Annotated in this window: 9 protein-coding genes; 1 reads left to right on the forward strand and 8 read right to left on the reverse strand. The window is 33.5% G+C overall.

All coding sequences use genetic code 11. The features are described from left to right. The first annotated feature begins 1 nt into the window (after position 1). Positions 2–1012: a YafY family protein gene (locus JGH11_RS05655; RefSeq protein ID WP_201110598.1), complete on the forward strand. Its 1011-nt coding sequence runs from the start codon at positions 2–4 to the stop codon at positions 1010–1012. A gap of 36 nt (positions 1013–1048) precedes the next feature. Here the strand turns inward: JGH11_RS05655 and JGH11_RS05660 are convergent, their stop codons facing one another. The 8 genes from JGH11_RS05660 to JGH11_RS05695 form a co-directional block, all read right to left on the reverse strand. Continuing rightward, positions 1049–2308 (reverse strand): aspartyl protease family protein, encoded by a 1260-nt coding sequence (locus tag JGH11_RS05660; protein ID WP_201110599.1) that lies wholly within the window; start codon positions 2306–2308, stop codon positions 1049–1051. Positions 2309–2385: 77 nt separating this feature from the next. After that, a complete protein-coding gene (locus JGH11_RS20145) occupies positions 2386–3768 on the reverse strand; it encodes a TlpA disulfide reductase family protein (protein WP_236263877.1) in 1383 nt (460 codons plus the stop codon). 2 nt (positions 3769–3770) lie between these two features. Continuing rightward, positions 3771–5447, reverse strand: coding sequence for a PKD-like family lipoprotein (locus JGH11_RS05670; RefSeq protein ID WP_201110600.1), 1677 nt, complete (start codon positions 5445–5447; stop codon positions 3771–3773). A gap of 48 nt (positions 5448–5495) precedes the next feature. Next, positions 5496–6353, reverse strand: coding sequence for a DUF4843 domain-containing protein (locus tag JGH11_RS05675; RefSeq protein WP_201110601.1), 858 nt, complete (start codon positions 6351–6353; stop codon positions 5496–5498). Positions 6354–6360: 7 nt separating this feature from the next. Continuing rightward, positions 6361–7911, reverse strand: coding sequence for a RagB/SusD family nutrient uptake outer membrane protein (locus JGH11_RS05680; RefSeq protein ID WP_201110602.1), 1551 nt, complete (start codon positions 7909–7911; stop codon positions 6361–6363). A gap of 10 nt (positions 7912–7921) precedes the next feature. Beyond that, positions 7922–11299 (reverse strand): SusC/RagA family TonB-linked outer membrane protein, encoded by a 3378-nt coding sequence (locus tag JGH11_RS05685; protein ID WP_201110603.1) that lies wholly within the window; start codon positions 11297–11299, stop codon positions 7922–7924. A gap of 27 nt (positions 11300–11326) precedes the next feature. Further along, entirely contained in the window at positions 11327–12475 is a 1149-nt protein-coding gene (locus JGH11_RS05690; protein WP_201110604.1) for a FecR family protein, read from the reverse strand. Between the two features lie 165 nt (positions 12476–12640). Next, on the reverse strand, positions 12641–13222 hold the full coding sequence (locus JGH11_RS05695; protein ID WP_201110605.1) for an RNA polymerase sigma factor: 582 nt from the start codon (positions 13220–13222) through the stop codon (positions 12641–12643). Positions 13223–13888 lie beyond the last annotated feature (666 nt).

Consider the following 13888-nt stretch of genomic DNA (forward strand, 5'->3'; position numbering starts at 1 on the left):
TATGCCGGTAAACCGTAACGCCCTCATCCGCTATAAAACAATAGATACTTGCCTGCGCAACAAGTACAGACAGTGGACACTAGAGGATTTGATCGATGCCTGTTCCGATGCCCTTTATGAATATGAAGGCATAGACAAAGGTATTAGCAAACGTACTGTGCAGATGGATATTCAGATGATGCGTAGCGAAAAGCTTGGATATAATGCTCCTATTGTAGTTTACGATAGTAAATATTACAAGTACGAAGATGAGGATTATAGTATCACTAATACACCGCTATCGGAGCAAGACCTAAAAACCATGTCGGAAGCGGTAGAAGTTCTTCGCCAGTTTAAAGGCTTTTCTTACTTTTCAGAGATGCAGGACATTGTCAGTCGTTTGGAAGACCATGTTACTTCTGCCAAACAAAAGACTATTCCTGTTATAGATTTCGAAAAGAATGAAAGTCTTAAAGGACTGAATTACTTAGATATTATCTACAATGCTATCGTCAATAAGCAGGTATTGAATATTAAATATCGATCTTTTAAGGCTCGCTCGGCTAATACTTTTATATTTTACCCTTATTTACTGAAAGAATATCGTAATCGTTGGTTTGTATTTGGACGCCGAAAAGGGAGCTTAATCAATCTGGCATTAGATCGTATACATGATATTAAAATAGCCGAAAAGGAGAAATTTATCGAAAATGATCTTTTCGACCCTCAAACTTTCTTTAATGATTTGGTTGGTGTAACAAAAAACATCGGTATGAAAGCCCAAACCGTTCGCTTCTCAGTAAATAAAGAAAATGCACCTTATGTGCAAACTAAGCCTTTTCATAAAAGTCAGAAAATTGTAGAAGAGTATAAAGATGGCTCCACAGTTTTTGAAATTCATGTTGTAATCAATCAGGAATTGCAGAGGGAGTTTCTCGGATATGCAGATACAATACGTATCCTTTCTCCTCAATCGCTCGTTGACTTCATGGCCTGGAAGTTTAGATTAGCTAAAGAATTATATATAGAATAAGAAGCTATTATAAAGGCTAAAACTCATATCACATTTTTAGTTTTTATATCTTTTATTCGGAGATAGATAAATTTGTTTTGTGAGCAAATCGATTGTAAAATTAAATTGTTTTATCAACTGTATTCCTATTGATCCTAAAGCGGCTGTAATTTGCCCACGTCCGGTCGAAGCCTGAAGTGCTATCGGCATATTCTCGAACGTATATTTGTTAGCAAAAGTAAATGAATGTGCCTTACCGTTAAATACGGGAGAAACCAGCCCTAAACTGACTGTAGTCCCCTGAGATTCGGGTTTAAATCCGGATAATAAAAGCCTATTCTTTCGGACATAGTTTTCAAAAGCAATAAGATGGTAATTAGCCCCGGTATCGAAAGCAAATCTACCCGGAGCATCCTTTTTACCAACGATATTTACACTTCCATCGATCATCATAATACTACCCTCAGAAGCATGTATATTTATTCTATCATAATTTTGTGCCGGCTGATAATCTCCGAAGCTATAAAAATTCATCACTTTATTATCTAAGTCAACTTCTATTATGTATTCTTTAGCAATATTGAGTCCTATTATTCCATCGGTTTGTTTGTCGGAAGTATTTTCAAGAACTATAAAACCCTGATTTTTTAGAGATATTTGATCTGATAAATAAAATACATTTCCTGAAGATTTTTTCACTTGTATACTTCCCCCAACAACCTCAGTTTTATGATCTTTATACACAATAGAGGTTAGTTTAGAGGCTGCCTCTTTTGTCAATGCCGTTCCATCAGCCCCTGTATCGAATAGAAGTCTTAGGGATTGGTCTGAATCATTAACTTTGATTGTCAAAACTATTATATTATCATCAACTTCAATAGGTATAGAACCTCTAAACTCAGACTTATTATATCTGCTAACTCCGAAAAGCCGATCTAACACGTCTGCGAACACTATTTTACAGTTAGAATCGAGAGCAATAATCCCTTCGATGTTTTTTTTGTTCTTAAGCTTTGCAATAACATTTACAGTTGTAAGTTCATTTTCTGTATTCTTGACAGATACAAATTCAATATCTGTCACTTCATTATTTTCTATAATTGGTTTTAAATAGTGCTGAATTGAAGGAAAAGAACTCATCCCAAGAGAAAAGCACGAACTTAATTCTTTGTTTATAAGCGCTGTATCTCCACTTTGAAGTCCTATGGAAAACCGGTTAATTGTAGCACATATTTTATCCTTATTTATTTGTGCTGTTATATTATCAATTATTACCGAAAATAAGATAAGAACACATAATAAGAATTGCTTTTTCATAAAATACTTTTTTAATTAAACTGAGATAAAATAAAAATCCAGCATAAATACCTTATGCTGGATTTATCGTACAATCATTATTTCTTTAATAAGGTACTATTAAGTAATAGTTTTATTTCCGGACTCGAAGGCCTTGGAGCATCACTAGAGACAATCTTACCATCTTTATCGATTAACATAAAACGAGGTATTCCTTTTATTTTATACGGCTTTGATATATCTCCGGCTTTATCTCCGGCAAAAAGCTGAATTCCTTTCATCTTATTGTCTATTAAAAATTTCTGCCATTTAGGATGATCTTTCTGAACATCGATCGAAACTCCTAGAAATACAACATTTTTACCCTTATATTCTTCTTCGAGCATTTTTAAATGAGGAATTTCCTTTTTGCATGGGCCACACCATGTCGCCCAGATATCGATATAAACGACTTTACCTTTAAAATCAGACAAAGCGACTTCTTTCCCTTCTGAATTCTGAAACTTAAAATCTACAGCAGGGTCTCCTTTTGCATTTTTCGCCTTAAGATTAAGAAGTTCTTTAAAACGCTCTTTTTGGCTATCAGTTCCCAAATATTTTGAAAACTCTTTTCCAAAATCTATCATACCTTCAACCGTTTGTATAGCTTTAGCATATATCAATACAAGTTCTCCCTTCAAAACATCATTGGAGGTACTTTCAAGGTTCTCTTTCAGTAAAGCTTGATCTCTAGAACTTAATGTATCGTCAGCCTTTCTTCGTTCAAGGTATACGCGCATATTCATATTCGAAAGCAGTCGATTTCCATAAGGGTAATCCATTAATGCTTCCGATTTACACATCTTGTCGAATGATATGTCTTGATAGTATTCAGGGAAATCTTCATCTTGAGGATGAGCTGAGTTAGGTAAAAAGAGAAAATACAACGCATTAGCAGCAATATCCCATTCTTTGAACCCCTCAATAGAGTCATCAAATTTTTTATTGCCTGTTATACTCGATTTCTTAACTATATTTTCTTCTATCACCTCTTCCAAAGCCGGGAAAAATTCTACGTATGTGGGGCTACTGGCTATCCTTGAATTCATGGACATTTGATTGACTGGCTTTATAATATCAAACCATTCTTTCATCACCTTGTTTTCTGCAGTATTCTCCCCTATTAATTCATATCCATTAGCGGTTACATTTACATTCAGGTTATCATCGGGTTTCAAATAAAATATATGTTTGCCCATAGGAGATTGATTATTTTCAGTACCAATGACATAATAACCTTCCTTTTCAAGATGTATAGCAAATCCGAATTTTTTATCTTTTCCCAGAATATATCTGGCCTTTTCTTTTATCTGTCCATTTTCTACTTCGTAAAAACAAACAGCGTTTCCGACATTATTCCAGCTACCTGATATAATAGAGATCGCAACCATATGGTTAAAGTAACCAAGAAGCAATAACGATAAAATTAAAACTTTCCTCATTATTATTTTTCTTTATAGTCTATGTCTATGATTTTTCCAAAATCACCCCATTTCATATCAATCTGAGAAACACCTTCTGCCGCTTTTTCAGGATGCTTAGCTAATGTAATATTACCAGTAGTAATATTCATCTCAAAAAAGTGTAATGCACCTGATGTATCCAAATCTCCATTTGGATCATATGTAGCGACAGTAAGTAAGTTTCTTTGTGACGATTTGAAAGACTTTAGATTTTTTATGCAAGAGATTTTATGTCCTGCCGGAAGTTGAAGTTGGTCTGTAATTTCTTTTACGCTCATATTTGCCCCACTCGCCAAACCTATATATAATTTATCATCTGTAGCCATATAGATGATAGGTTCACTCGGATTGAATGCATATCGCTTAATTGTAGACATATCAACACTCTGAGGAATTACTTTCCGTATTCTACTACCAGGAGTTACCATACCACTCCTCATACCGAACAAAAGCAACTCATAGTCAGAAGTCTCCTTGTTCCGTACTATAACAAATATTTCATTTGTTGATTTAGAATCCATATATATCAGCTCATAATTCTTGTTATTAAAGCTGAAAGCATCTCCCTCATTATCTATAATCTTAGTCGTTCCCCATAAGTTAGTGGTATTTATCACATATAAATCGTCGAACGAATCATATGTCTGTATCATAAAACAATTCTCATCCTCATTGAAAAGCACTGCCCCGGAAGCATTAACACCAATATATGGCGCAGCTTTATAAAGAGTAGATGTACCTTTATATCTATTTATAGGATGCATAAAATTTAATATCGACATGTATCTGGAAGCAAAATACCAATGCCCGCTAATGTATCCATAATATTGTGTGGCTGTTGCACTAGCTGTGATACCTCTCATTTTTTTGGCTACCAACCCTTCTGTCAAAAGATTATCTGAAATATATGATATCTTCGACAGATTATATGCGTCTTTAAAAGAATAGTCTATCGCATTTACTCTATCGGTTGATTGGTCTGTTAACAAGAAAACCGAATAAAGAATTTTTCCTATACTTAAATCATTAGGTTCTGGAGCTGTAGCATCATTACAAGTATATATGCCTAAAGGTTTACGCCCGTCTTTTAGATATGTAGATCCACTAAAGTCTAATATACTTCTGTAAGGCATCAGAATAGTTACACCATCTTCGATGAATGATGAAACCAACTCTAACTCTACACCGGCTTTCTTTTCAGATATTGCCAAATAACCTGTTTGTATCTTATTCTTTACTCGGAATAAATATTTTTTTTGATAAATAATTCCTGTCTCGTTATTCTCTATTTGCAGGTATACATCATAATTATTTGTAATTCTTAGATCCAGAGGCAACTGTTCTAAATCTAATACTGCCGTTTCATCTGAACTCGACATAATAGGGTACGATACATTATTACTTACCCTTTTCTGGTATCTCCAACGATAAGTATAACTACCCTTTCCAACTCCATCACTATAAGTTACTTTCGGATCAATAAAAATGGGTGAATTTGGTTCTATATCGATTGTATCTGTTACTTTAGAGTTCTCAATTTCTGCTTCAGATATATCGCGATAAGTATAATTCCCTTTATCTTCATTACATGACACTATATAAAGGCAGACAAGGAGGCTGGTAATTATATAATAAACAGTATTTATTTTCTTCTTCATATTTCTTTTATATCAACATTAATAATATAACATTAAAAGATATCTATCCTATGGTTTAAAACCACCTATTATAATATATTCTCCATTCTCATCTTTCAATGCTTCTCCATTCTCATCTTTATACTTTTGCAGAGCTTCTTCAAGTATCAGTTTCCAACCGTTAGTTAATGCTAGAGGGAAACGTTGAGAAAAGATAGCTGATGCTACCTCCCCTGCACTCGGATTGTATGTAAAATACTCATAGTTAAGATCTAGTACATCGCATATAAAATTAAACTTCACAATTGAATAAGTTCCAAAAGCTCTCTTAAAATCGCCTTCACGCGCAGCCCATAATATTGGCATCCCATTCTTTGCATCATAAAATATACGGAAGATATTGGACTTCATTTTATCTTCAACATTATATTTACTAGCCTCTTCTATTTTATCGTAATTCGCTAGGAAATGGTCATTCGGAGCAGTTTTTATAACAGCAGTAATCGCCCGTTCTTTTATCTTTTCTGTATTTATCAGTTTCACAAAAATATACCCGTCCCTACTGTTAGCATCCATATACGACATATCATGCAACAGCTCTATATCTTCGCCCAATTTAGCCGTTGAAGATGTATCCAATACAAAATTTATAGGGCGGTTATAATTTACATAAGTGCCTAACAACCTCATTTTAATTTTGATAATAGAGTCTTTTTTTACCGGATTATCATACCCAAAACGTATCGATACTGAGTCAATGACCTCAGTGCGACCTTGTCCATTATCAAAAGATGACGATTTCGATAAAGAATATTCAAAAAACACATCATCTTTTCCCGAATAGGATTCCAATTCTGAGTTTTCACATGATATGAAAACAGACGATGCAAAAAGAAGTAATAATAATTTAATATATATATTTTTCATAATCTTCTTAATTATATTTTTCAGTGTCAGGTAATGGTACCACATAGTCGTACAGATCCATGTCCATGTATCCTTTTGTACCATTCGAATTCAATATAACATCTGATTCTATGCGTTTTAAGTAAAAGAAAGCTTGTCCTTCCGCATAAAATTCTCTATAATATTCTTTAAGGAGAAATTCTCTCAATGCCAACTCGGATGCGGTAGTTTTATACAGTTCATTATCTTTATAACCTCGTCGTATCATTAACAAGTCTGCCAGTTCTGTGGCTGAATCTAATTTCCCTTTATTAATTTCATCTTCAAGAATTAAATAAAATAATTCGGTCATCCTCATCAATGGCTGCATGTATCTTATTGAGTTTTTAGCCTCTATATTTCCAAATTTTTTATATCTGATCGAAACATATTGGTTTGCACCTAATTCTATAGCGGCAGACCATTGTTTAATCCTGAGATCGGACGATTCTCCTATACTAGTGGCTTTTTCCTCACCAAATATATTTGATATAATATTTGTAATATGTACTGAGTAAGTTTTACCATTTGTAGCACTCTCCGTAAATTCTGTCCAGTTCGAGTACAAATCAATATTATGAATACTAAATAGTACTTCTGTCTTAAAAATGTAATCTTTTTCTTTGTCTGCTGTTATGTTATCCGATTTTACCCATGTAAATATAGCGTTACTATTTACCCTATCTACAGGCTCTATCAATCCCGGTAAATTGATAAGGTCTCGTGCAATATCTGCAGCTTCACTCAATCTGTCGGCAACAACTAGAACTCTGGCATGTAAAGCTCTGACAGCAATTAAATTTAATCTCTTATTCCGTGCATATTTTTCAAACTTATCAACACTTGACAATCCTTCTTCATCATTAGGATTCAAAATACCCTCCTTCAAGATAGGATCATTTTCCAATAATCTTTCAGCTGTTTCTATATCCGAAAGAACCCTATCCATAAAAGCCGCCGCTGTTAAGACAGGATAAGTTTCAGCCTGACTTTTATCATTATACGGCAATGATTTTTTTTCTGAATTTCCTCTGTAAATAGGACCGTATAGTCTGAAAAGATCTAAATGTAAAAAAGCTCTTAACGCATAGGCTTCACCTAACAATATATCTCTTTTTTCAGGTGTGACAACTGTTGTATTTTCAACATTGGCGATAAAATTATTTATACGGAATATCAATGCATATGCGTCAGTCCAGATTTCCTTAAAAGTATCCTTTATAACATCATTATTATAATCATAGCTTTGATACACATAAAATTTTGAATAATTGGTGTTTGTAACACCTATATCAGTACTTGGCACATAATAGTAATGTGCTAAATGCTCTATTGTCGTCTGAGACATGTTTCCTCCATATAGCTTTTTTGAACTCATACCGATATAAATCCCGTTCAAAACATTGTTAATCCCTATTTCGCTGGAAAATTGCTTCCCTTCCAAATTCTTGTCTTTGGGTTCCACATCTAACCAATCCGAACAGCTACTTCCCAGGATAACAGCTATTACAAGACTAATATTTATTATATATTTCTTCATATTATTTTATTTAAAATCGGGCATTTAAACTTAACGACACTGTTCGGGAGAAAGGATAGTCAATACCTCGTTCCTGTTTGACTCTATAAATATTAAATATATCTGCCATTGCAAAACCAGCATACAAATTTCTAAGGCCAATTTTTTGTATCCACTGGTCACCAGTGAAATCCCATGTAATTTTAGCCGATTCACCTCTCAGATAATCATTTCTTTGTACAAACCGTGAACTCAACTGAAATGTATTATTTAACGAATTTATTCTTTTGAAAGAAGTTATATCCCCAGGCTTTTGCCACCTGTCAAACAATGCCCTTTTATCTTGATTATAAAGAACAGTGGTAGCAGTAACATTTTCAACTTTATCGAACAATGCCCTATTAAGAATATCACCTCCCAGACTATATCGCAAAACAAAGTTTAATTGTACTTTTTTATATATAAAATTCAGTTTTATTGCACCGTACAAAGTCGGTTGTGTATTTCCAACGATAACTTTATCTTCCGCATCAAATACAAAAGTTTGTGTACCATCTTTCTTTATGAATATTTCATCCCCAGACGCAGGGTCAATCCCAGCAGAACGAACAGCCCAAATATCATCAGGACTTGCCCCATCTTGATAATGAATCGTCGAATTCAGACTAGTAAAATCTTGGTTGTATGCTTCATTCAGGGTACTTAATGCATCTCTCATATTATTATATTGGGACTCTACATGAGAACCTTGGACTCCAATACTCAACATGATGTTTTCTTTCATATTATATATTGGGAAAAAAGTAGTATTAAACTCTACCCCTTTTGTATCCATATCCCCAAGATTTGTATAGAATTTTTCTATACCGGAAGATGGGCGCATAACCAAGTCAATCACCATTGGATCTGCTTTGTGATAATAATAACTACCACTTAAAAGAAACCGTTTATTAAACATTTCTAAATCAAAGTTCAATGATGTTTTTCTCACTTTGGTCCATCTCAGATCAGGATTTCCCAGCTGAGATATATACACTCCCTGCCCGAAGATACTATTACCTTTTTGAAGGGCATAGATAGATGAAACCGAGGCGCTATTAGAAGTTTTCTTTGAGTTAGTCCCTGTAGAACCACTCAATTTCATTAACGATAACCATCCCCAATTTTTCGCAAAACTTTCACGATGAATATTCCAACCCAGCCCAACGGACCAAAATTCATCAAACTTTTTATTTTTTCCGAAAGAATTAGAACCTTCCTCATTAAATGATACATCAAAAAGATATTTATAATCATAATTATAATTTAATGCACCTATTAACGAAACTTCCCGATCAATCCTCTCCTCATAAGGAGGTGTTCCATCTTCAAGGTAACTTCCTGAGGATGGTAATCCGGTAGACCCCTCGGCAAAGCCTTCTAATTCATATCCCTTGTTTCTATAATTAATTTCTTTTAATTTACTATAGCCGCTAAAGGTTATATTTTGTTTGTCTAAGAACGTTTTTTTATATGAAATTCTAAAATCACCGGTTACAGACCATTCATTAGAATTCTTTGAAGATCTTGTTCCCTTCTTATCATATGCATCAGAATAAAATTCCGTATTTGTTGGATCTACGAACCTATCATAGTCAACAAAATATCTCTCAAGGCTAAGTCCCCCACTCAAACGAAGATCATTGTTTACGTTCCAATCTATTTTAGTATTATTAGTCACGATAAAAGTTCTCTCAGTTGAATATGAATTCAATGAAGCATTATATAAAGGATTGAACAGAATATAACTTCGGCTCTCTCCATTCTCCCTTTTAACTATTTCATCGAGTCGCGGTGCAAGCTCTCCATTCTCAAGGCTTTTTTCAAAATATGGATTTGCTTCTGCAAATTTCCTAAAACTATTGCCTGTAGTCCATGCTCCATTATTCCCATTTCTGCCCCAAACCTTTATATCATTGCTTATATTCAAACTATTAAATCCTCTATAAATCAACTTAACATTCGATCCATAAGTTTCTCGGTCTGACCCCTTCATCACACCTTGATATTTTTCATAATTCGCACCTACAGAATATAAGATATTATTTCTGTCACCTCCCTGTATCAATAGTGAATGATTATGAGTATATGCTGTGCGTATTGGTTCTTTAATCCAGTATGTATCTACACCTCGTTGAACATTTTTGAGCCTTGCATAATATTCTTTATTAGCTTCTTCGTTTGCCACACCAATATTCCAACGTCCGGCTAATCTTTCAAACTCAAGTTTCTCAGCAGCATTCATTAAATTATACTGACTTAGGTCTGCAAACCCTACTTTATAATCTCCGTTATAATCTATCATAATCTGACCAGGTTTAGGTTTTACTGTCTCTACAATAATAACCCCATTTGCACCCCTAGCCCCATATATGGCTGTAGAACCAGCATCTTTTAATATTGTAATACTTTCTATTCTATTGATATCCATTCCGTCTACCTCTTGCATAGTTGCTTCAAATCCATCGACAATAAATAAAGGTCTGTTTTCGGAAGAATTGGTAGTCTGATCGCGTGTCGCGGATATATCCATTGTACTTTTTCCGCGAACTTCAATATTTGCCAACATATTAGGATCAGATCCAAACTGCATATTATCGTTGATGACAAATCCGGGATCAAAAGACCTTAAGCTTTCCAAAACATTGGTTGTTCCTATCGATTTAAGCTCTTTTTGTGAAACACTAGTATAAGAACCCGTAAACCCCAGTTTATTATGTTGCATGATACCAGCCTCTACAACTATATCTTTCAACTGAGTATCTCCATCTTTTAATACTATATCAATCTTTGTTTGTCCTGTATACTTGACTTCTACAGATTCCATGCCTAAGAATGAAAAAACAATAACAGGGTCTTTAAAGTCTTTTGGTATAGCGAGTGTGAATGCTCCATCAATGTTTGTACTAGTCCCTACAACTGTTCCTTTTATCACAACGTTGCTCCCAGCCAAGGCTTCTCCGCTACTATCTTTCACTGTACCTGTAACTTTAATTGGATTATCAGGTTGCTGTTTTAATAGTTGGCCACGTTCACTTAAAGAATTGATGACAATAACATTATCATCAATTGTATAACCTAACCCTATGGGGGTCAATACTTCAGAAAGCACCTGTGTCAACAACTTATCTTTTACGTTGATATTCACTTTTTCTTTCCCTTTGACTGCCTCATTTTTATAGAGAAATACATAGTTCGTCTTTTCCTCTAGTTTACGGAACACCTCTTCTACGGAGGCATTGTTAATGCTTATTGAGACCCTGGTTGATTGAGGATAGGCACTCGCACAAATACACGGAATACCTATCAGCATAAACATTAAAAGGGTCTTGAAGCGCAGTTTAAATTTACACTGTCGTTTTTTGTTCATAGACTTCTTTATAAAAGGTTGTTAGTTTTATTTCTTAGAAATAGTTATAGTGTTTTTTCTTAATTCAAATTTTAGTTCTCCAGCCTTTTCAAACTTTCTTAATACATCTTCAGGATGAGTGTACATCTTTATTTTACCACTGTATGTAACGTTTCTTATATCAGGATTGTCATCCAAATATTTTATCTTAAGGTCATACCATCTGCTCAGTTGTCTCATTATCTCATCGAGAGGTGTATTATCGAAATAAAATATATTGTCGGCCCAAGCTACAATAGGTTCTACATTAACTTCTTTTACATCTAACAGATGAGTTCTTTTATCAAATACGACTTGTTCTCCCGGTAATACCCGATGCTCTTTATTATTGTCTAACAATTCTATTTTACCTTCTATCAATGTGGTATAAGAATTGGGATCGTTATCATATGATTTTACATTAAATTTAGTTCCGAGAACCTTTATGGATATATTCTCTGTTTTAACTATAAAAGGTTTTCCTTCCGATTTTGTTACTTCAAAAAAAGCTTCCCCATTTAATGTAACAATTCGCTCATCTAAATAATAATCATCTGAGAACGAAAGAGTCGAGCCTGAATTTAAATGAACTTTTGTCCCATCCGGTAATTTTACAGTATACATACCTTTATATGGTACATCGATAATATTAGGTTTATTATTGATCTTCCTTTTTACCGGTATTTCATTGATTACTAAGAGACCTCTCTCGTTTTGGAGAAACAGATTATTTGATAATGTAGTATTAATAAGGGTGTCGAGGTTAACAATACTCCCATCGGATGTTTTAAACAGAGTTGTCCCACTACCGATGAGCTTACTATTATATGGTGTATCATAAGTCAACCAATATATAGTAAATATAGTAATGATAAGTGCAGCTATAGCAGCAACCCGAACAAAAAGATAATTGTATCTTCTTGTCTTATGATTATATTTCTTATTTATTTTATTATATGCGGAATCTACATCAAATGATGTAATTATAGATAATTGACGATCTATCTCTTCTTTATTTTGCAACTCTTTATACAGTTCTTGTACAGAAGGGTTTTCATTCATAACATCAATGATAGACTTTTCTATATCAGATGGTAAATCTTCTTTCTGTAAGTATCTTAATAACGATTTTGCGAATACAAATGGATTAACTTTCATATTAAATTAGGTTTATTTCTACATTTCTAAAGAAACCGAAATAAGTTTCTTCAGAAAAAAATGTTCCTTGTTAATGAATACAAGCGAAGGAAATAAAAGGATTAGATAAAATGTGATTTTAACATTTTATCCTAGTGATTTATAGTATGTACAGATTACTATTCGCTACAAGTGAAAAATAAAGACAGCGATAGGGTATAGATGTTTTAGATATTCTCGTAATTGTTTTTTAGCGTTATTCTTTTGTACTTTCACCGTATTGACACTTATAGACAATTTTTCGGAAATTTCATTATTGTCCATATGTTCAATATATGCAAGTTTAAATATTATGCCACACTTCTCGGGTAAACTATTTATCGCACTAATAATTTCCTGATATATTTCGGCCCGAACAATCGAACCCAGCATATCAGTCTCATCATCAATAAATAGTGCACCTATTTTATCTAAAATCTTCGAATGTACTTCGTTTTTCTTCAATTCATTGATACATTCATTTCTTATCGCTTTGTATAGAAAAAATTTCAAATGATCTTCACTTGCATATAACTCTGATTCATTTAGCGTTTTTATGAAAATATTTTGTACAACGTCCTCAGAGAGATCTTTATTTTTCAAGAAAGAAAAAGCAAAATAACATAGTGTCTGATAATTCCTTCGAAAGAAGCTATCAAAGAATACTTCATCTTTTAATGAAATATTTTCGGAAGGATGCATTTCCAGATATTTAGTCATTGCACTCATCTTGGCCCTTTGTTTTTTATTCTCTTTTAGAAGCTGTATGAATGTAGTCTAATAAAACCACTGCAATCAGAGAAGTCTAATATATATCTAATTTATTACTAAAAAGTTTAATAACAGACTTTCGCTAATAAGATACTTCATCAAATATTATAAATTCATTATCACTCTACTTCTTGGGTTATAGCTTATTTGATATTACTCAACATCAAAACGCTTGCTTATAAACCTCTTGGAATATAAGCTTATTCTATATCTATAAAAACCTTTCGGTGGAAATACTTACTCTCTCTAAAGTTAGAAACAAATATCTAAACAATCTTCCAACTATAGCATAGATCATAACAACAACTACATAGCATGAAGTGATGGTCATCAAAGATAACTATTAATTACAAAACCAGATATGACTTGTTACTTTAACAACGCTCTACAAATCAAGACTGCCTCATTATTTGTCTATTGGGACAAAAATACAAAAAAGTAAATCATCAAACACTATTACCTACTACTTTCTTTTTGCAGGCATCTCGTTCTGAAGCTGCTACAAACAAAGTGAAATTAAACTCTGATTCATCCAGAGACTCCACCTCGTATACTTTACATATCACACTGCCACATAATTACATATATATGACTCATAAACAATCACATACATCATAACAAAAG

The organism is Dysgonomonas sp. Marseille-P4677, from assembly GCF_016652235.1.
Taxonomy (GTDB): domain Bacteria; phylum Bacteroidota; class Bacteroidia; order Bacteroidales; family Dysgonomonadaceae; genus Dysgonomonas.